The following is a 20,964-nucleotide window of genomic DNA, read 5'->3' on the forward strand; positions in this document are numbered from 1 at the left end:
GTTATTTATAAAACCGAAATATTTTCGTTTTCCAACATGTTAATTAGCTTGATAAGTGGTAGACCAATTAATGCATTCGGGTCCTCACCTATCATGCGCTCCATAAGGGCAATGCCTAAGCCTTCAGATTTTGCACTACCTGCACATTGGTAGGGTTGCTCTTTATTTAGGTAATTTTCGATTTGTTCATCACTTAGTTGCCTAAAACGTACTATATAAGGCACAACTTCGGCTTGCATATTACCTGTAGCAGCATTGTATAAGCAAAGCGCGCTGTGGAAAGTGACTTCACGCCCACGCATCGATTTTAGCTGTTTTGTAGCATTGGCATGATTGAGCGGCTTGCCTAGTTGCTCGCCATCTAATGTCGCAACTTGGTCGCAGCCTATCACTAGAGCATGCGGATAATCAGCCCCAATTTTCCTAGCCTTATCTTGTGCTAGCCTTAAAGCTGTTTCATGTGGCTTTTCGTTTTCAAATGGAGTTTCATCCACGCGTGGCGAAATGCTGCTAAATGGAATTTGTAGCTTCTGCAAAAGTTCCCGTCTGAATTCGGAGGAAGAGGCTAATATTAGCGTTGGTTTCATCGTTTTTTTCATAGCTTATTCGTGTTTGATTAGTATTTTATTTGTGTTTTATTGATGATTGATTCTATATAAATAACCAGATAAATAAAAAGCCGACAGGGTTACTCTGTCGGCTTTAAGGTTAAATTTTAAAGCATTTACTCAGGTTGAATTTCAAGCAATGATTCATCGGGAGTCACAGAGTCACCCTTAACTACATGCACTGCAACTACGATGCCAGTTGCGGCAGCTTGAATTTCATTCTCCATTTTCATTGCCTCAATTACTAGTACACCGTCGCCAGCTGTGACTTTATCACCCGCTTTTACTTTAACCGCAACTACTGTACCTGGCATTGATGTAGTGACATGACCCGCATGTGTAGGGCGTGGGCGGCCACTTTTAGCTGTGCCAGAAGTCGCTTTTTTCTTGCCGGTACCATTGTTAACACCGCCTGAAACCTCGATCTCGCTCAAAGTTTCAACAATAACCTCTTCAGCAATGCCATCGATAGAAACATAGAATGGGCGTTTTTCTTCACCCGCGTGGCCGCTGCCAGTAAGGTTGATATGGAACGTCTCGCCATGCAATGTGACTTTAAATTCACTTGGAGCAAAGCGTGATGCAGAAGCATTTACCGCGGCTTTATCAAGCAGTGGCTCAGGTTGTAGTGAACCTGCAATACGCTCTTGCAAGAAAGTTTTACCAATATCTGGGAACATTGCGAATGTCAGCACGTCCTCTTCGGATTGTGCAAAGCGTTCAGATTCACTGGTGAGCTTTGCCATTTCAGGTGTTAATAAATCAGCAGGTCTGCAGGTAATTGGTTCTGCGTCGCCGATTGCTAGTTTTCTGACTTCTGCATTCACCGCACTTGGCGCTTTACCGTACTGACCTAAGAAGTAGTTTTTAACTTCATTGGTAATAGATTTGTAACGTTGACCTGTCATCACATTAAGTACCGCTTGTGTACCAACAATTTGTGAAGTTGGCGTTACTAATGGAATGTAGCCAAGGTCTTTGCGTACTAGAGGAATTTCAGCCAGCACAGCATCCATGCGGTCTAGTGCACCTTGCTCTTTTAATTGATTGCTCAGGTTTGAAATCATGCCGCCTGGCACTTGATTCAATAGTACGCGAGTGTCAACACCTGAGAATTCGCTTTCAAACTGCCAGTATTTTTTACGCACTTCACGGAAATAGGCTGTGACTTCTTGCACTGCGGCAATGTCCAATCCTGTATCAAACTCGGTACCTTGCAGCGCAGCAATCATGCTTTCAGTTGTTGGGTGACTTGCACCTTCTGAGAATGCTGCACTACAGGTATCAATCATGACGGCGCCATTTTCAAGTGCACGCAGCAAGTTCATACTAGCTAAGCCGCTTGTTGAATGGCTATGGATGTGAATAGGCAAGTTTACGTTTGCACGCAAGGCTTTAACTAAATCAACAGTAGCTTGTGGTGTAAGTAGTCCCGCCATATCTTTAATGGCAATGGTATCTGAGCCCATCGCCTCAAGTTCTTGAGCAATGCCGACAAAATGCGCTACATCATGCACAGGGCTTGTTGTATAGCTAATGGTACCTTCAGCATGCTTGCCCGCTTTTTTTACAGCTTGAATAGAAACTGCTAAATTGCGTGTGTCGTTGAGCGCATCAAAAACACGGAACACGTCAACACCGTTATCAGCAGATTTCTGCACGAAAGCTTGTACTACATCATCAGAATAATGGCGATAACCAAGCAAATTCTGACCGCGTAAAAGCATTTGAATGCGTGAGTTTGGCAGCGCTTTACGTAATTTCTGTAAACGCTCCCAAGGATCTTCTTTTAAGTAGCGCACACAAGCATCAAAAGTAGCACCACCCCAAGCTTCAAGCGACCAAAAGCCAATCGCATCTAACTTACTGCAAATAGGCAACATATCTTCGGTGCGCATGCGCGTTGCAATGTGACATTGATGCCCATCGCGTAAAACAAGCTCGGTGACGTGTACTTTTGGTGTTTGGCTCATATTTAACTCTTTACTTTAATTATTACGTTTAACTATATGTTTTATATTGATTAACTATTTATGCGTGTAGGGCTTTAGCTTAGCAACTCGGGTTAAACCCCGACCTACATAACTTAAATTCCTTCATGTGCAGCAATCGCGGCTGAAATCGCTGCAGCAATCATCTCTGGCGGAATTTCATTTGCATAATTGGTGAGTTCAGGATGTGACTCAACAAAGCTGGTATTAAAGTTAGCATCCCTAAAATCTTGATGTTTTAAAATCTCTTGATAATATGGAATGGTGGTTTTCACACCATAAATCAACATGTCATCCAGCGCGCGGCGACCGCGTTCAATAACGCTTTCCCAGTCTAGCGCCCAGACAGTCAGTTTGGCGCACATAGAATCATAATAGGGCGGAATGACATAACCACTATAAATCGCAGCATCCATACGCACACCAGGGCCGCCAGGGGCATAGTATCGTGTAATTTTGCCAAAGCTAGGCAGGAAGTCATTTTTTGGATCTTCTGCATTGATACGAAACTCCATCGCGTAGCCACGGAACTGCACTTCTTTTTGTTCATATTGCAAGGGTAAACCAAAAGCAACACGAATCTGTTCTTGTACAATATCAATACCAGTAATGGTTTCAGTCACGGTGTGCTCAACTTGCAAGCGCGTGTTCATTTCCATGAAGTAAAACGTATTATCTGAGTCTAATAAAAACTCTACAGTACCTGCATTTTCGTAACCAACAGCTTTTGCCGCTTTTACAGCCAAGCCACCAATATAATCACGCTGAGCTTGTGTAAGCTGTGGTGAAGGTGCAATTTCAATTAGTTTCTGGTTGCGACGCTGAATCGAACAATCGCGCTCAAATAAGTGAATCACATTGCCCTGCGAGTCGGCCAGAATTTGTACTTCAATGTGGCGTGGTGACACAACACATTTTTCTAAGAATACTTCAGGTTTACCAAAAGCCTTACTTGCCTCTGAAATCACGCGGTCATAATTACCTAATAATTCTTTTTCACTATCACAACGACGAATACCGCGACCGCCACCACCATTAGTGGCCTTCAACATCACGGGGTAACCAATTTTTGCAGCTAAAGCTACGGCTTCATTTAAGTCTTTTAAATTGCCGTCACTACCTGGAGTGCATGGAATACCAGCACCTGTCATGGCGTTTCTGGCTTGAATCTTATCGCCCATTTGACGAATTACTGATGCGTTTGGTCCAATAAACTTAATGCCGCGGCGCGCGCATATTTCAGCTAGCTCAGGATTTTCAGACAGAAAACCATAGCCAGGATGCAGCGCGTCACAGCCAGAAGCAACTGCAAGATTGACAATATTATGAGCGTTTAAATAGCCTGCAACTGGGTCTGCGCCTATGTTGTAAGCTTCATCTGCCTTTTTAACATGCAAAGCTTGGCGATCTGCGTCCGCATAAATCGCGACAGACTTAATGCCCATTTCTGAGCAAGCGCGTACAATACGCACTGCGATTTCACCACGGTTAGCTACAAGAATTTTTTTGAACACGTTACAGCCCTTAAATTTGATACTCAAACCCAGCAATTGTAACATGTGTATCGCTATAGCTAAATCCCCAACACTAAATTTTGAGTACTAAAAAATGAGTCAGAACACATTATTAATAGACAACATTGCTTTTTCGAAAAAAAACGAGCGTATAGAAGGTGAGCTGTCTCTTCAAGACTGCCCTAGGTTAGAGGAGTTAATGCAATCATCAAATTTAACAAACCCTACAAAAATAAACCACACAGGCTTGATAAGCTATGTGCTGCAAGGTAAAACTAATGAAGCTGGGCAGCATATTCTTCAGTTGACTATACTCTCCAGCCTTACCGCAGCATGTCAACGCTGCTTAAATGCTATGCCACTTAATATCAATTTAAATTTCAACTATTTAATTGGCGAAGTAAGTGATACTGATGTGGAAGCGGTTGATATTGATAATAGTGATGATTACGACCTGCAGCAGGCGAATAAAGCGATGGATTTAATCGCCTTAATTGAAGATGAGATCATCATGGCCATGCCAATTGCACCTATGCATGAAGAGGGTTGTACTGAGCTAACGACACAAAGTGGCGAGAAGCCAAATCCATTTGCAGTGCTTAAGGGGTTAATTAAGTCCTAAAGCGTATTAAAAGCTGACAAAAGCTAGGTTTTATATTATAGTAGCGGGCTTGAAGTTTTACGTAATCTTAAATTAGCGATGCAACGCAATATTTGTGCATCAGTTTGTATGTAATTGAGATGATGTTTTAATCATTTTATTGGAGTTTTATTATGGCAGTTCAGCAAAACAAAAAGTCACCATCTAAACGTGGTATGCACCGTTCACATGACTTTTTAACTAACCCAGCTTTAGCAGTGGAGCCTACAACAGGTGAAGCTCATTTACGTCATCACATTAGCCCAAACGGCTACTACCGTGGTCGTAAAGTTATGCCATCAAAAGGCGAATAATTACCCTATTTAATTTCTTTTAAGTCTAATTAAATTCAATCAGTTCGATTAAGTTTACTAGATTAAATATAAAGATAAATTTGTTAAATAGTGCATTGATATCATTGACGCCGCTCCAGTACTGGTGCGGCGTTGGTGTATGCGTGGCGCAAATGAATTTTGAATTCAATGCATACGCATTAGCCCCTTAAAAACCGAGTAGAGCTATGGACATAACTGTCGCAATTGACGCAATGGGTGGTGATCACGGCCCGCATGTAACAATACCAGCCGCGCTTAAAGCGCTTAAAGATGACGATGAGCTTAATATCGTATTGGTTGGCTTAAGCGATGCTATTGAAGCTGAGTTGAAAGCGCGCAAAGCAACAACAAGCACACGCTTACGTATTCATCATGCTAGCGAAGTGGTGACCATGGATGAGCAGCCTCAGAGCGCGTTAAAAAATAAAAAAGACTCTTCCATGCGCGTTGCCATTAACTTGGTTAAAAGCGGTGAAGCATCAGCTTGTGTCAGTGCCGGTAATACAGGTGCCTTGATGGCAACAGCAAGATTCGTGCTAAAAACCTTACCAGGAATTGATAGACCAGCTATCGCAGGCATATTCCCTAGCCAAAAAGGTAAAACCTATATACTGGATTTAGGCGCAAATGCTGATTGCACGCCGGAACAATTATTACAATTTTCTGTCATGGGAAGTATGTTGGTTTCTTGCGTAGAACATAAAGAAAAGCCAACAGTAGGCTTGCTAAACATTGGGTCTGAGGATATTAAAGGCAATGAGGTTGTTAAGCAAACAGGCGAGTTATTGCACAAAAGCCACCTTAATTTTTACGGTAACGTAGAAGGCAATGATATTTTCAAAGGTACGACCGATGTCGTTGTTTGTGACGGCTTTGTTGGCAATATCACGTTAAAAGCTTCTGAAGGCTTGGCGCAAATGATGAGTCGTTTTCTTGCACAGGAATTTAAACGTAACTGGCTGACCAAGCTAATGGGCTTGGTTGCAATGCCAGTATTAAAAGCTTTTAAAAACCGTATGGACCCGCGCAATTATAATGGCGCGAGTTTTTTAGGTTTACGTGGTATTGTGGTGAAAAGCCATGGTGGGGCAGATAGCATCGCGTTTTTAAATGCCATTCATACTGCCGTTGAAGAATCTCGCAGTGGCGTTCTCAAGCGCATTACTGAACAATTAGAAATTGAGCATATACAATCTCAACAGATTGCTTTCGCTAATACAAATAGCTCGGACAACGAATGACGAATTCCAGAATTGCAGGAACAGGGAGCTATCTCCCAAAAAAAATACTTACCAATGCTGATTTGGAAAGCATGGTTGATACCACGGATGAATGGATTTTTTCACGTACTGGTATTCGCGAACGTCACATTGTTGCAGATGACGAATTTACAAGCGATTTAGCATTGCATGCTTCACGTAATGCCATTGAGGCTGCAGGTATTCAAGCTAGCGATATTGATTTAATTATTGTTGCTACCACAACGCCAGATAAGATTTTTCCGAGCACTGCGGTGATATTGCAAAATAAACTTGGTATTGCCGGCTGCCCTGCATTTGATATTCAAGCTGTTTGTAGTGGCTTTGTTTATGCAATCGCTACAGCCGATAACTTTATAAAAGCTGGCGCTGCTAAATGTGCTTTAGTGATTGGCGCTGAATCATTCTCACGAATTGTTGACTGGACCAATCGCGGTAATTGCATCTTGTGGGGCGATGGTGCAGGTGCGGTCATTCTGCAAGCAAGCGAAGAGCAGGGAATCATCTCTACGCATTTGCACGCTGATGGAAATTATGAAAAAATGTTGCACGTACCTCGCAACGAAGATCCAAATGGTCGCGATACCGTTGTGATGGAAGGCAATGGTGTATTTAAAGTGGCTGTGAATACTTTAGATGCGATTGTGGATGAAACGCTAGAAGCCAATGGCATGCAAAAATCCGATATTGATTGGTTAGTGCCGCATCAAGCGAACATTCGCATTTTGCAAGCTACTGCCAAGAAACTAGATATGAGCATGGATAATGTAGTGGTTACCGTGGATAAGCATGGTAATACCTCCGCTGCATCTATACCATTAGCGTTAGACACGGCAGTGCGCGATGGTCGTATTAAACGTGGTGAAACTATTTTAATGGAAGCTTTTGGTGGCGGTTTTACTTGGGGTTCTGCCTTAATTAAGTATTAACTTCGTGCCAGAAGTATTGTCGGTTCACCAGTTGCTGTAAGTAACTATATAAAAATAAATTAGCAGTAAAAATATTATGAATAAATTTGCATTTATATTTCCTGGGCAAGGCTCTCAATCAGTTGGTATGATGAATGGTTTTGGCGAGTCAGCTATTATTCGCGATACATTTACCGAAGCCTCAGATATTCTGGGTCTTGATTTCTGGTCTATGACTACTGAGCCTAATGAGGCTATTAACGAAACAACTAATACTCAACCTATTATGCTGATTGCTGGCATTGCTACTTGGCGCGTTTGGCAAGCCTCTACTGACAAGCTTCCAAGCGTTTTAGCTGGTCACAGTCTCGGTGAGTATACGGCCTTGGTTGCATCTGGCGCTTTATCATTTGCTGATGCGCTTCCATTAGTTCGCTACCGCGCTGAGGTAATGCAAAGCGCAGTTCCTGCTGGTGTTGGTGCGATGGCGGCAATATTGGGTTTAGATGATGCTCTAGTGCGTGAAGTGTGTGCAGAAGCCGCGCAAAATGAAGTGCTTGAGGCGGTAAATTTTAACTCACCGGGACAGGTAGTCATTGCCGGCAATAAAGCAGCTGTAGAACGCGGTATGGAATTAGCAAAAGTGAAAGGCGCTAAACGTGCATTACCATTGCCTGTCAGTGTGCCATCTCATTGTGCGCTGATGAAACCAGCTGCAGTAAAGCTTGCAGAATACTTGAAAAATGTAACGGTAAATGCGCCACAAATCTCAGTCATACAAAATGCAGATGTTGCAGCATACCAAGATGCAGTAAAAATTAAAGATGCTCTGGTGCGCCAGTTATATAGTCCCGTGCGTTGGGTAGAAACTGTACAAGCCATTCATGCACAAGGCATAACGCAGGCAGCAGAATGTGGTCCTGGCAAGGTTCTAGCGGGTTTGACTAAACGGATAGTGGCTGAGTTGTCATGCATAGCGCTGACTACTAATGAGACTTTGAATGAGTTTCAAAGCCAGCTCTAAGATAGTTCTATTTAATAAAAATATAATTTATACAAAGGCTTAACATGTTAACTGGACAAATTGCTTTAGTCACTGGTGCGAGTCGTGGCATTGGTGCTGCTATTGCACAAGCACTTGGCGAACAAGGTGCGATTGTTATTGGAACAGCAACCTCAGATAATGGTGCAGCTTCAATCAGCAGCACTTTTGCTAGCGCAAATATCAAAGGCGAAGGCATTGCCTTAAACGTCAATGATGCTGCACAGGTCGCAATGATATTAAAAACAATCAGTGAAAAATATGGTGATGTGAGCATTTTGGTGAATAATGCGGGGATCACTCGTGATACGCTATTGATGCGCATGAAAGATGAAGACTGGGATGACGTCCTAAGCACTAATCTGACTTCTGTTTTCCGCATGAGCCAAGCCGTATTGCGCCCAATGATGAAAGCTCGTACAGGTCGTATTATCAGCATTTCATCTGTAGTAGGACATATGGGCAATGCAGGACAAACAAATTATGCAGCCGCAAAAGCTGGCATGACAGGCTTTACCAAGTCATTAGCCGCAGAAGTTGGTAGTCGCGGCATTACTGTAAATTGTGTAGCACCAGGCTTTATTGATACCGATATGACGGCTGAATTGCCTGAAGAAGTGACCACTAAAATGCTTGCAAGGATTCCAGCAGGGCGCTTAGGTAACGTAAAAGAGATTGCGGCTACCGTGGCATTTCTTGCTTCACCAAATGCAGCCTATATTACTGGTGAAACAATTCATGTGAATGGCGGCATGTTAATGGTGTAAAAGTTTTTTTATATTCTGCTTGAGTTTTGGTAGAATATCGTCTTAGCTGTACTATATTTTTACATATAGATTTTATATATGGCTATTTTTAATTTAAAGGGGTATTTAGATGTCTGACATCGAACAACGTGTTAAAAAAATTGTTACTGAGCAACTTGGTGCAAATGAAGCTGATGTGAAAAACTCATCATCATTTGTAGATGATTTAGGTGCTGATTCGCTCGATACCGTTGAGCTTGTAATGGCACTAGAAGAAGAGTTTGATTGTGAAATTCCTGATGAAGAAGCAGAAAAAATCACTACAGTTCAACTAGCGATTGATTACATCAATACGAACTTAAAATAAATTCACATAGGCGTTGAGAGCACTGTTATTAGTGGCTAACGCCTTGCAATTGCTGCAAAACCCAGAAATCATTTAACAATTTTTTGTAAAAGGTTTCTGGGTTAATCATTTCTAAGAGACTCTTCTTATGTCTAATGCTATAAATAAACGTCGCGTCGTTGTTACAGGTCTTGGTGTGGTTTCACCAGTAGGTATTGGTGTTAAAACTGCTTGGGATAACATTATTGCTGGTAAATCTGGCATTACACAAATTACCAAATTTGATGCTAGCGCTTTTTCTTCAACTATTGCCGGTGAAGTAAAAAACTTTAATGCTGAAGATTTTATTTCAGCGAAAGACGCTAGACGCATGGATACATTCATTCAATTCGGCTTAGCTGCAGGAATTGAGGCGTTTAAGGATTCAGGTCTTGAAGTGACAGAAGAGAATGCTGAGCGTATCGGCGTTTCGATTGGTTCTGGCATTGGTGGTATGCAATTTATTGAAGATACAGACATTCTTTATCAAGAATCAGGCCCACGCAAAATCTCACCATTTTTTATTCCTGGCACGATTATTAATATGATCTCAGGTAATTTATCGATTATGTTCGGGTTAAAAGGTCCAAACGTAGCGATTGTGACGGCTTGTACAACAGGTACGCACTCGATTGGTGACGCTTCACGCATGATTGAATATGGTGATGCCGACGTGATGATTGCTGGTGGAGCAGAAGCTGCTATTACGCGCTTAAGTGTTGGCGGCTTTGCTGCTTCACGCGCGTTATCTACTCGAAATGACGATCCTGCAACTGCTAGTCGCCCTTGGGATAAAGACCGTGATGGCTTTGTTATTGGAGAGGGCGCTGGTGTTTTAGTACTTGAAGAGTATGAGCATGCCAAAGCACGTGGCGCTAGAATCTATGCTGAATTAAGTGGTTATGGCATGAGCGCAGATGCTTATCATATGACCGCTCCAAACATGGATGGGCCGCGTAGATCGATGCGTAATGCGATGAACAACGCTGGAATAGATCCTAGTGAAGTTCAATTCATCAATGCGCACGGCACGTCTACGCCGTTAGGCGATTCTAACGAAACCAATGCGATTAAAGCGGCATTTGGTGACCACGCTAAAAACCTAGTGGTTAACTCAACTAAATCCATGACAGGTCACTTGCTTGGTGGTGCTGGTGGTTTAGAATCAGTATTTACTGTGCTATCTATTTACAATCAAGTGTCACCACCAACTATCAATATCTTTAATCAAGATCCGGAGTGTGACTTAGACTATTGTGCAAACACAGCGCGCGATATGAAAATCACCTATGCGTTAAAGAATAACTTTGGCTTTGGTGGTACTAACGGTAGTCTGGTGTTTAAGAAGGTATAGCTATAGTTTTAACTGTTTAGATAATTCTTTAAAGCTATAACGAGCCTGCGAACTTTATTTCGCAGGCTTTTTTATTCCAATTGCTTCGTAGTAAGGTAGCTTCTACTATGTAATTGGCTGTTGCTATGGTTTAATTAGGGCTTATGAATCATAAAAATACTTATTTGATTAACGGTGACTTTAACCAAGGAATCTCACCGTTAGATCGTGGTTTTGCTTATGGCGATGGCGTTTTTCGTACGATGTTAATTCGTAGTGGTCAGCCGGACAATTGGCCATTACATTATCAAAAGTTGGTGGCAGATTGCGCGGCGATCGGTATTGTTTGTCCAAGTGCAGAGCTGCTGATTAGTGATATGCAGCAGCTGTTTTCAGTGACTGAAAATCAGCCAGAAGTAGCTAAAATCATCGTTACCAGAGGTGAGGGCGCGCGTGGTTATGCGCCGCCAGCGATTACCAATCCGACCCGTGTTGTTATTAAATCGGCTATTCCTAAATATGCGCCGGATATTTTCGTAAAAGGTGTGAATTTACACCTGTGTGAAACACGATTACCAGAACAAAATAAGCTTGCAGGCATTAAGCATCTTAATCGGCTTGAAAATGTGTTAGCACGCATGGAGTGGAATGATGAAAGCTTATTCGATGGCTTAATGCTGGACCAACAAGGCAATGCTATAGAGTGCACGATGAGCAATATTTTCGCACGTTTTGATAATATATTAATTACGCCAGACTTAAGTGCTTGCGGTGTTGCAGGTATCACAAGGCAACGAATTATTTGGCTTGCCAGTACACTCAGCTTAAAAGTCGAGGTTAAACCGTTACTGTTTACCAAAATGGCTATGGCTGATGAAGTTATTATCTGCAATAGTTTATATGGCGCGCTATCAGTAAGTAAAATTGATCATAAAAAATTCCCAGTACAAAATTTAGCTAAAAATATTAGAGATGCATTGAAGACATGATCAAGCGAATAAAAAAGTGGTTGTTTTTAAGCTTATTGGTGAGTTTGGCGTTGGCGGGATGGCTGGCTTATTATGCAGTTTCGTCATTAAAACTACAGCCAAATAGCCAAGAAATTACTATTCAGCCTAAAAGTGGTTTAAAAAGTATTGCTAATCAGTTAGTGCAGCAGGGCGTATTAACGGAGCCTTGGCGATTCATCATGATTGCAAAAGTACTACACAAAGAATCATATCTGCAAGCGGGTGATTACACCTTAAACAGAAACGTAACACCTTATCAATTATTGCTTTCGCTGAATCATGGTAAGGCAACCCAAGGTAGTGTAACGTTCATTGAAGGGCGAACATTTGCGCAAATGCGTAGTAAGCTTGAAAAAAATGATGCGGTAAAACAAACGATTAGCGTACTTTCTGAATCTGAAATATTAAGAAAAGTAGGGTCTGAATATAACGTGGCAGAAGGTTTGTTTTTTCCAGATACCTATTATTTTGATCGCAATACTGCAGATACCATTGTGCTACAACGCAGCTATGATGCGATGAAAAATAAGCTTGATGATGCTTGGAGTAAGCGTGTTACAGGATTGCCGTATAAAAATAGTTACCAAGCATTGATTATGGCGTCCATTGTCGAAAAAGAGACTGGCAAGGCGGCTGAGCGTCCAATGATTGCGGGAGTGTTTATCAATAGAATGCGTATAGGGATGCGATTGCAAACCGACCCAACCGTTATTTATGGTATGGGCGCACAATATAACGGCAATATTCGCAAGAAAGATTTAATTGCTGACACGCCTTATAATACCTACACACGCAACGGCTTGCCTCCCACGCCAATTGCCATGCCAGGCTTAGCTTCTATTGAGGCGGCTTTGCATCCAGCCAATACTAAAGCCTTGTATTTTGTGGGTAAGGGCGACGGTAGCCATGCATTCTCAAGCAGCTTGGAAGAACATAACCGAGCGGTAGTGAAGTATCAATTAAAAAAATAAGCAATCTTTATGACTAATCAACTCATTAAACCTAAATTTATCACTTTAGAAGGCATGGATGGTGCGGGAAAAAGCACGCACATCGACAGCATTATCGCTACTCTTCAAGCGTGTGGACACGAAGTAGTATCAACCCGCGAGCCAGGCGGAACAGCGCTAGGAGAGCGATTACGTGAGCTTTTACTGCATGAAAATATGCATGCTGAAACTGAAACGCTACTAATGTTTGCTGCAAGGCGTGAACATATTTCTAACGTGATAGCGCCCGCATTGTTACGAGGGGCTTATGTGCTGTCCGACCGTTTTACTGATGCCACATACGCTTATCAGTGCGGTGCAAAAGGCGTGGATGTGGATAAGATTCAACTTTTAGAAAAATGGGTGCAGGGAGATTTGCAGCCAGATGTCACACTATTGTTTGATGTACCAGTAGAGGTCAGCATACAAAGACTAGCCAATGCTCGCGAGCCAGATAAATTTGAGCGTGAAAACGCAGATTTTTTCGCACGTATTAGGAATGCTTATCTGCGGCGTGCTAAAGAAAATCCAAGAAGATTTAGAGTGATTGATGCTAACAGGCCTTTGGAAGAAGTTAAACGATCAGTTGAAGAAATAGTTTCAACATTATGATTAATATAAAATAAATGATTTCAAAAGTAAAAATTTACCCATGGCAAACCAAAACTTGGCAGCTTGTAAACCAAGATGACAAGCGTAGAGCACATGCTTTGTTATTACATGGTCGAGCTGGTATTGGTAAATATGACTTCGCTAGAGAGCTTAGTCAGTCGCTTTTATGTGCGCATCAAGATGACTTAGGGCACGCTTGCGGTGCTTGTTCAAGTTGCAATTGGTTTAAAGAAGAAAGCCACCCAGACTTCCGTCTTTTAAGCCCAGAACAAGAATCTGAGGCCGATGAAGAAGGCATCTCCGCAAAGAAAACCAAAAAGAAAACACAAATCTCTGTCACGCAGATCCGCGATTTAAGTGACTTTCTAAGTATGTCTAGCCACCGTAGTGATGGGGCGCGTATCGTACTTATTCACCCTGCAGAAGCACTTAATTTGGCTTCAGCCAATGCGCTACTTAAAATGCTTGAAGAGCCTGCGGAGGGTGTTGTATTCATTCTAGTGGCACATCAACTACAGCGGTTATTACCAACTATTATCAGTCGTTGCCAAAAAATAAACATGCCTATGCCTACTGATACGCAATCACTAGCATGGCTTAGTGAACAAGGCGTGCAAAATGCTAAAGAGCAGCTTGCTTACTTAGATGGCTCGCCAATTAAAGTGTTTAATGAACAATTACAATTCTCGCAACTAGGTGAAATATGGCGGCTATTAGCCCTTGGTAGCAAGTTACAGCCACATATTGCTGCGCCTACATTAATTGCGAGCTCAGTGGAGTCGGGCATAATTGCCTTGCAAAAATGGATTTATGATATTGTTGCAATGCGGTTATCTCGCCAAGTACGTTACCATGCAATGCATACCACAGCTTTGCAAGTGTTAGCAGACAAGGTAAACTTGAGTAGCTTGTTTCAGTTGCAAAAGAAAATTGAAGCACTGCGTAAACTAGCGCTGCATCCTTTGAATCATGAATTGCAAATGGAAAGCTTACTTCTTGAATACACTCGAGTTTTTTAGTTAAACTTTCAATTAAACTCAAAAGACGACATTTATAACTAGTATTTGTAGAGATCAATAATGGCTGAAGACCTAGCAGAAAATACTAATAACATTCCAAAACCAGGCGTTTTATCGCTCGCAATTAAGGAGAAAGTAGCGCTCTATGCTGCTTATATGCCGTATGTTAAAGGTGGCGGGTTATTTATCCCCACTAACAAGCCCTTTAAAATTGGCGAAGAAGTTTTTATGCTGTTAAGTTTGATTGATGATCCGATGAAACTTAAGGTTGTAGGTCACGTGGTATGGGTTACACCAGCGGCTCAAGCGGGCCGGCCACAAGGTGTTGGTGTGCAGTTTAGCGACAAAGATGGCGGTATTGAAGCTAAAAATAAAATTGAAGGCTTACTTGGAAGCGCATTAAAATCATCTCGCGCAACACATACGATGTAATACTAATTACGGTGCAATTCGCATCGTAGTTTCGACGCCACTTATAAATTTATTTACGTGAAGTAATTACGAAAACCAAACATGCTTGTTGATTCCCACTGCCATCTTAATTTCCCTGAACTTCTAGAAAACTTGCCTGCTATCAAACAGGCAATGCAAGAAAATGAAGTGGGGCATGCATTGTGCATATCAGTCACGCTGCCAGATTTTCCGCAAGTACTGGCTTTGGCTGAAGCTAACGATAACTTCTATGCGTCAGTTGGCGTGCATCCAGATTACGAAGATATTGATGAACCCAGTGTGGATGAGCTTCTGAAGCTTGCAGATCATCCAAAGATTATCGCAATTGGTGAAACAGGGTTGGACTACTTTAGATTAACCGGCGACTTAGAATGGCAGCGTACACGTTTTCGTAAACATATTCGTGCAGCTATTGCCTGTGGAAAGCCCTTAGTTATTCATACACGTAATTCAGCTGAAGACACTTTGCGTATTATGCGTGAAGAGAATGCGCAGCAGGTGGGCGGCGTTATGCATTGTTTTACTGAAAATCTAGATGTGGCACTGCAAGCGATTGAATTGGGCTTTTATATCTCATTTTCAGGCATTGTGACTTTTAAAAATGCACTCACGATTAAAGAGGTTGCAAGGCAAGTCCCATTAGACAGAATGTTGGTGGAAACAGATTCTCCATACTTAGCGCCCATGCCTTATCGCGGCAAAACCAATCAACCAAGTTACGTAAAGCATGTGGCAGAAGAGATTGCTCGGCTGCGCGGTATTTCTTTGGAAGAAGTTTCACAAGCTACCACCAATAATTTCTTCCGTTTATTTAGGCACGCTGTAGCTAACTAGCTACAGATAAAATTTTATGCAATTGACGATGTTAGGGGTAGGATCAAGCGCCGGAACGCCTATGATAGGCTGCAAATGTCCCACATGCGCTTCAACTGACCCTCGCAACAATCGCACGCGTTGTTCCAGCATTATTCATCTGGAAAATGGCAAGTCGATCTTAATAGATACAGGGCCTGATTTACGTCAGCAAGCACTTAGGGAAAAGCTTAACAGCATTGATGCCGTGCTATATACCCACACTCATGCTGACCATTTACATGGCATTGATGATTTGCGAGCGTTTTGTCAAATTCAACGCACGCAGATCCCGCTCTATGGTAGCCACGATGCTATGCAACATATCGCTGATAAGTTTGGCTACACCTTGCGTGAACCCAGTAACTTTTGGGATTTACCTGTATTAAAAACGCATATAATCAGCGCACCATTCCAGCTTTTTGAACAAACTGTCATACCAATTCCACTTAAGCATGGAAATAGTGATATTTATGGTTATAGAATCGGTGACATAGCTTACCTGACTGATGTATCAAGCATTCCTGAGGCCTCGTTGGCCTTACTGCAAGGTTTAAAAGTTCTATTATTAGACTGCCTTAGATATACAACACACTACACGCACATTAATTTGGAACAAAGCTTGCACTACGCCAGTCTTATTCAAGCTGATTCAACTTATTTGATTCATATGACGCATGAACTTGAATTTGCAGCCTTAAGTGAACGGTTGCCAAAAAATGTATTTGTTGGTTATGATGGATTAAAAGTATTTGCTGATTGAGTCAGCGAAAGTTGTTTACGAACGTTAAACTTAAACGTTCTATTAGTGCGTAAAAAAGCTATAAGTGAGATAATTACAAGTCGTTTAGGAGATTTAATCAATGCAATCCACCATCAATAAAACCGTTAAAGTATTACTAACTGCAGCAATGTTAGTCACCGTAAGCTTAAGCCAAGTTAATGCAGCTTCTGCCAGTAAAACTTATACCGAAGATCAGTTTCTTAACTCATTTAGCGGTAAAACTAAAAAGGTGATTTCTGATAAATTAGGCGCCCCATTTAAAAAAGAACTATCAGTCAAACCCGCTGGTGCTACAGGCTTTCTGGGCAAAGTAGGTGCTGATGAGAAAGACTCTAAACGTGTAAACGTAGAAATGTGGTACTACAAAAACTTAGTTAAATATGATCCAAAACATGCTTACAAAGAAACAGAGATTACTTTTGTAAACGACAAAGTCATGAATATTGCATTTTTTAATAATAGATAACATTAAATACGTGCGTTTTTTATAAATAAAGCCGAGATAATTCTCGGCTTTATTTATTGTAACTTACTGTTTATCACGTAAGCCATGCCAGTCTTTCTTTTGCATACACAGCAATAAGCCTCTAGTTACTTTTTTGCTTTCCACATTCGGTTCATGAGCTTCTCCAAGTGATTTGACACATTCTTGAATTGAGCTCTTTAGATTGTCAGGGCTGCCGCCTAACTTCCACCATGAGCTTATTTTGAAGGTATCCATAGGGTCAGCAGGCTTCTTTTTTTCTGGAGAGGGGTTTTCTACGCTGGCAGTATTGGGCTTGCTAACAACAGCTGGTTTTGCTGTTTGGCGATTATCTTTATTCTCAGTGGCTTCTATCACAGGATCAGGTTCATTTTGCATTGAGGCTATGGGCTCTGTTCCATCTAGGTTTTGAACAGTCCATCCATTATCAGCCATACATTTTGCAACGGCCACTTTGGAAGAGTCTTTCGACGTACAAGTTTTCTTCATAGCTTCTAAATCATTAGCTGTGGCGCCACGTTTATAAGCAAGCTCACCACAGGCGCTTAGTAACAATGTAGCCAATAGCACACTCGTTTGAATCCATCTTTTTGCATAACTATGCATCATCTCTGCTAACCCTTCACCAGTAAACAATTTAAACAACATCGAATTGTTAGCAAAGTTAGCACATTTTTCAAATCAACACTTAGCTATCACCTACGCAATATTGCGTATTTCACAGTCATTAGAGTCTCGTTAATCTAGCAACATGTTTTAAAAGTGATGCGGAAATATGCAGGAAATAATCTGCCAGAACTACAGATCAAAACGATAATTTTTTGTATCTATTGAAAATATTTTTATTAATGGAGAGTTGTAATGACATTTAAACTTAAGACAAGCCTATTAGCAACTGCTGTAAGTGCTGCGCTGTTGCTACCAGCCATGAGTGCGCAGGCTGGCGGAACTATTTCATTTGGTGAAGATAAGTCTGTGAGCGTTGGTTTTGGTATGCGCGGTGGTTATAGCTCGGTTGAAGACGCTGCCGCTAATGGAAGTCGTTCAAACGATTTTACTTTAGACAGTGCACGTTTGTACTTATCAGGTTCGTTTAACAAATACATTAAAGGTATGTTGAACACTGAAAAAAGTAATGGTGAAAGCTGGGAAATTATTGATGCTAACGTCCAGTTGCAAATGACACCAGAAATCGCTATTTGGGCAGGTCGATTCTTATCACCAAGTGATCGCGCTAACATGGCTGGACCGTATTACTCAATGGGTGGTGGATATTGGTCTAACATTGCCTCACGCTACGGGTGGAACGGCGGCATTATTGGTCGTGATGAAGGTGTAGCAATTGTTGGTAGTGCCATGGATAACAAAATTGGCTATTCATTCGGTGCATTTGAAGGCGAAAATATTTTCAGATTTAGTGGTGTAGGCGCTCAATCACAATCTAGTGCGGCGGCAAAAGCACTAAATGCGGATGACAAACTCATGTATGCAGGTCGGTTACAGGTTGACTTCTGGGATGCTGAACCAGGTTACTATGGAACAGGTAACTATTTTGGCGCAGCAGATATTTTAGCTATTGGTATTGCAGGTAGACAAAAATCTGATGGTGCTATTAGTTTAACTAAAGCTGGTGATTACAGCTCATACAGTGTGGATTTCTTATTAGAGAAAAAAGATGTGGGTCCAGGTACAGCTTCACTAGAGGCAGCTTACTATGACTACGATACTGATGACGTATTCTTAAGCGAGCAAGGTACTGCCTACTCAGCAGGCGCAGCTTACTTGTTTAATGAACAAGTGGGTTGGGGTAAGTTTATGCCATTTGTTCGCTATCAAACATTTCAACCAGACACCAATATTGATGTGAAAAAATACGAAGTTGGCACTAATTACGTTATTGCGCCGTACAACGCATTAATTACAGCTGTGTACTCGGATACAAAAACAGATGGTGCAAGCAATGTAAATGCGATTAATGTGTCTATGCAGTTTCAGTTTTAAACCAGAATTTATCTCCTAAGATAATGCTAAGGCGCGGTAACATTTTATGTTGCTGCGCCTTTTCTAATTGCATTGCACTGCTTATTGATGATTATTGGTTAAAAATTACTAGCCTTATTGACCACCTACCATTTGATGAACTTGGCAGGCGAGTTGAGCAACGGCATATTCATCTGAACCAAAAGAAATAGGTCTAAATTCAGGTGTTAATTTTTCTGACGATAATAATTTATTTTTCTGGCTGTAAAAGTCAATTGAAGTGACCTTGAACAAGGGTTGTTTGCAATTGAACAGGGTATTTTTAACTACATATTGATAGCTGATTAAACTTTTGTTGCTAGTCAATGATTGGCTCTTTTTAAAAATAGTTTTAGTTAAAAAGTAGGGAAAGCCATTCGCAACATTGTAAGAATCAATATCGACAAAAATCTCATAATCGGCCTTCTTAATAATGGAATCCCACTCCACAGCCATTGTATTGATAGATATTGTTAACAAAACAGCACCCATTAGAAGTTGTTTTTTAATCATAGAGTTGAATCGTTCCGCATTAAAGTATTGGTATTAAATTAGCACAAATCTATCTTATAAAAGTGTTAATTAGCTATTAATTACCTACGCAATTTGACGTATTTCATTCCATCCCCCAAGCACTTAATCTAACACCATTGCAAAACGCTATATCACTGCAAGTTGGTATTGATTGAAGCATTTAACTGTGCAGATTTGTTTACTTGTGAATTTAATTGAAATATAAGCTGGAGGGTGCCAATGAAAACGTTAGTTAAATTAGATTTAGATAAAAAACCTTGGGAGCAGGAAGGCCAGATTCATAATCGTTGGCATCCTGATTTACCTATGATCGCCATGGTTAAACCGGGCGACGAGTTTCGTGTTGAATGTATGGACTGGACAGGGGGCCAAATTGGCAACAACGACAGTGCTAATGACGTACGCGATGTGGATTTAACACAAGTACATTATTTGAGCGGCCCAATTGGTGTGGAAGGTGCTGAGCCAGGCGATTTAATGGTAGTTGAAATATTAGATGTGGGTACTTTTGAAGATAGTCAGTGGGGTTTTAACGGTATTTTCGCTAAAGAAAATGGCGGTGGTTTTTTAGTAGATCAGTACCCTGAAGCGCGTAAATCCATCTGGGATTTTCATGGCATTTATACGACTTCACGTCACGTACCCAATGTTAGATTCGCTGGCATTATGCACCCAGGCTTAATCGGCTGCTTACCTTCAAAAGAGTTATTAGACACATGGAATAAGCGTGAGGGTGATTTGATTGCAACAGAACCTGATCGTGAACCAGCTTTAGCATTACCTCCCAATCAAAAATCAGCTGTGATGGGCAAAATGTCTGGTGAAGCCGCCAAAAAGGCAGCTTTAGAAGGCGCTCGCACTGTGCCACCACGTGAACATGGCGGCAATTGCGATATTAAAAACCTAACCAAAGGTTCAAAGGTTTATTTCCCAGTATATGTGAAAGATGGCGGGCTCTCTATGGGTGACCTTCACTTCTCACAAGGCGATGGTGAAATTACTTTCTGTGGTGCCATTGAGATGGCAGGTTATTTAGATATTAAAGTCAGCTTGATTAAAGAGGGCGTGAAGAAATATGGCATTAAGAATCCAATTTTCGAACCTAGCGTGCTTACGCCAACTTATAAAGACTACATCATTTTTGAAGGTATCTCAGTAAATGAGCAAGGCAAGCAACTTTACTTAGATGTGAATGAGGCTTATCGCCAAGCTTGTTTAAACGCCATTGAGTATATGAAGAAATTTGGCTACACCGGCGCACAAGCCCTCTCTATTTTAGGCACTGCGCCAGTAGAAGGTCACATCAGCGGCATTGTGGATATTCCTAACGCCTGTGCCACTTTATGGCTACCAACAGAGATATTTGACTTCGATATGAAGCCAAATGCGGACGGACCAAAAGTCATGGTGAAACAGGGCATTGATACCGCTAAAACCAGCTAAGGAG

The 20,964-nt window shown here is 41.5% G+C and carries 23 protein-coding genes; 18 read left to right on the forward strand and 5 right to left on the reverse strand.

Annotated features, from left to right (window positions below):
- Positions 1-5: 5 nt before the first annotated feature.
- The 3 genes from PSU72_RS06515 to PSU72_RS06525 form a co-directional block, all read right to left on the reverse strand.
- Positions 6-587: a Maf family nucleotide pyrophosphatase gene (locus tag PSU72_RS06515; protein ID WP_300431613.1), complete on the reverse strand. Its 582-nt coding sequence runs from the start codon at positions 585-587 to the stop codon at positions 6-8.
- A 137-nt stretch (positions 588-724) separates the two neighbouring features.
- On the reverse strand, positions 725-2,581 hold the full coding sequence (oadA, locus tag PSU72_RS06520) for a sodium-extruding oxaloacetate decarboxylase subunit alpha (protein WP_300431508.1): 1,857 nt from the start codon (positions 2,579-2,581) through the stop codon (positions 725-727).
- A gap of 113 nt (positions 2,582-2,694) precedes the next feature.
- Positions 2,695-4,113 carry an acetyl-CoA carboxylase biotin carboxylase subunit gene (locus PSU72_RS06525; RefSeq protein WP_300431614.1) on the reverse strand — a complete coding sequence of 473 codons (1,419 nt, stop codon included), beginning with the start codon at positions 4,111-4,113 and terminating at the stop codon, positions 2,695-2,697.
- 199 nt (positions 4,114-4,312) lie between these two features.
- Between PSU72_RS06525 and PSU72_RS06530 the strand changes: the two genes are divergently transcribed.
- From PSU72_RS06530 to PSU72_RS06605, 16 genes are all read left to right on the forward strand, one after another.
- On the forward strand, positions 4,313-4,735 hold the full coding sequence (locus tag PSU72_RS06530) for a YceD family protein (RefSeq protein ID WP_300431509.1): 423 nt from the start codon (positions 4,313-4,315) through the stop codon (positions 4,733-4,735).
- Positions 4,736-4,887: 152 nt separating this feature from the next.
- Complete coding sequence (rpmF, locus tag PSU72_RS06535) at positions 4,888-5,067, forward strand: 50S ribosomal protein L32 (protein ID WP_013148030.1); 180 nt, start codon at positions 4,888-4,890, stop codon at positions 5,065-5,067.
- A 206-nt stretch (positions 5,068-5,273) separates the two neighbouring features.
- Entirely contained in the window at positions 5,274-6,329 is a 1,056-nt protein-coding gene (gene plsX, locus PSU72_RS06540; RefSeq protein WP_300431510.1) for a phosphate acyltransferase PlsX, read from the forward strand.
- On the forward strand, positions 6,326-7,276 hold the full coding sequence (locus PSU72_RS06545) for a beta-ketoacyl-ACP synthase III (protein ID WP_300431511.1): 951 nt from the start codon (positions 6,326-6,328) through the stop codon (positions 7,274-7,276). Before plsX ends, PSU72_RS06545 begins: the two co-directional genes overlap by 4 nt.
- A gap of 76 nt (positions 7,277-7,352) precedes the next feature.
- The gene (gene fabD / locus PSU72_RS06550) at positions 7,353-8,279 is read left to right on the forward strand and encodes an ACP S-malonyltransferase (RefSeq protein ID WP_300431512.1); all 927 of its coding nucleotides are present in this window, start codon (positions 7,353-7,355) and stop codon (positions 8,277-8,279) included.
- 44 nt (positions 8,280-8,323) lie between these two features.
- Complete coding sequence (fabG, locus tag PSU72_RS06555; RefSeq protein WP_300431513.1) at positions 8,324-9,064, forward strand: 3-oxoacyl-ACP reductase FabG; 741 nt, start codon at positions 8,324-8,326, stop codon at positions 9,062-9,064.
- Between the two features lie 109 nt (positions 9,065-9,173).
- Complete coding sequence (gene acpP / locus PSU72_RS06560; protein WP_013148035.1) at positions 9,174-9,410, forward strand: acyl carrier protein; 237 nt, start codon at positions 9,174-9,176, stop codon at positions 9,408-9,410.
- A gap of 139 nt (positions 9,411-9,549) precedes the next feature.
- Positions 9,550-10,782, forward strand: a complete 1,233-nt coding sequence (gene fabF / locus PSU72_RS06565) for a beta-ketoacyl-ACP synthase II (protein ID WP_300431615.1) — start codon at positions 9,550-9,552, stop codon at positions 10,780-10,782.
- A gap of 143 nt (positions 10,783-10,925) precedes the next feature.
- Positions 10,926-11,750, forward strand: coding sequence for an aminodeoxychorismate lyase (gene pabC, locus PSU72_RS06570; protein ID WP_300431514.1), 825 nt, complete (start codon positions 10,926-10,928; stop codon positions 11,748-11,750).
- Positions 11,747-12,742: an endolytic transglycosylase MltG gene (mltG, locus tag PSU72_RS06575; RefSeq protein WP_300431515.1), complete on the forward strand. Its 996-nt coding sequence runs from the start codon at positions 11,747-11,749 to the stop codon at positions 12,740-12,742. Before pabC ends, mltG begins: the two co-directional genes overlap by 4 nt.
- Positions 12,743-12,766: 24 nt before the next feature.
- Complete coding sequence (tmk, locus tag PSU72_RS06580; protein WP_300431616.1) at positions 12,767-13,372, forward strand: dTMP kinase; 606 nt, start codon at positions 12,767-12,769, stop codon at positions 13,370-13,372.
- A gap of 14 nt (positions 13,373-13,386) precedes the next feature.
- The gene (gene holB / locus PSU72_RS06585) at positions 13,387-14,391 is read left to right on the forward strand and encodes a DNA polymerase III subunit delta' (protein WP_300431516.1); all 1,005 of its coding nucleotides are present in this window, start codon (positions 13,387-13,389) and stop codon (positions 14,389-14,391) included.
- A gap of 60 nt (positions 14,392-14,451) precedes the next feature.
- Entirely contained in the window at positions 14,452-14,823 is a 372-nt protein-coding gene (locus PSU72_RS06590; protein ID WP_013148046.1) for a PilZ domain-containing protein, read from the forward strand.
- 81 nt (positions 14,824-14,904) lie between these two features.
- Entirely contained in the window at positions 14,905-15,678 is a 774-nt protein-coding gene (locus PSU72_RS06595) for a TatD family hydrolase (protein ID WP_300431517.1), read from the forward strand.
- A gap of 16 nt (positions 15,679-15,694) precedes the next feature.
- Positions 15,695-16,459, forward strand: coding sequence for an MBL fold metallo-hydrolase (locus tag PSU72_RS06600; protein WP_300431518.1), 765 nt, complete (start codon positions 15,695-15,697; stop codon positions 16,457-16,459).
- Positions 16,460-16,559: 100 nt separating this feature from the next.
- Complete coding sequence (locus PSU72_RS06605) at positions 16,560-16,946, forward strand: hypothetical protein (protein ID WP_300431519.1); 387 nt, start codon at positions 16,560-16,562, stop codon at positions 16,944-16,946.
- A gap of 63 nt (positions 16,947-17,009) precedes the next feature.
- On the opposite strand, the gene PSU72_RS06610 is transcribed toward PSU72_RS06605, so the two are convergent.
- On the reverse strand, positions 17,010-17,573 hold the full coding sequence (locus tag PSU72_RS06610) for a hypothetical protein (RefSeq protein WP_300431520.1): 564 nt from the start codon (positions 17,571-17,573) through the stop codon (positions 17,010-17,012).
- A gap of 252 nt (positions 17,574-17,825) precedes the next feature.
- Here PSU72_RS06610 and PSU72_RS06615 point away from each other — a divergent pair, with 252 nt between their 5' ends.
- Positions 17,826-18,965 carry a porin gene (locus PSU72_RS06615; RefSeq protein WP_300431521.1) on the forward strand — a complete coding sequence of 380 codons (1,140 nt, stop codon included), beginning with the start codon at positions 17,826-17,828 and terminating at the stop codon, positions 18,963-18,965.
- Between the two features lie 114 nt (positions 18,966-19,079).
- On the opposite strand, the gene PSU72_RS06620 is transcribed toward PSU72_RS06615, so the two are convergent.
- The gene (locus PSU72_RS06620) at positions 19,080-19,496 is read right to left on the reverse strand and encodes a surface-adhesin E family protein (RefSeq protein ID WP_300431522.1); all 417 of its coding nucleotides are present in this window, start codon (positions 19,494-19,496) and stop codon (positions 19,080-19,082) included.
- Positions 19,497-19,736: 240 nt separating this feature from the next.
- On the opposite strand from PSU72_RS06620, the gene fmdA reads away from it, so the two are divergent.
- Positions 19,737-20,960, forward strand: coding sequence for a formamidase (gene fmdA, locus PSU72_RS06625; protein WP_300431523.1), 1,224 nt, complete (start codon positions 19,737-19,739; stop codon positions 20,958-20,960).
- The last annotated feature ends 4 nt before the right edge of the window (positions 20,961-20,964 follow it).

The sequence above is a fragment of the Methylotenera sp. genome, from assembly GCF_029945535.1.
Classification (GTDB): domain Bacteria; phylum Pseudomonadota; class Gammaproteobacteria; order Burkholderiales; family Methylophilaceae; genus Methylotenera.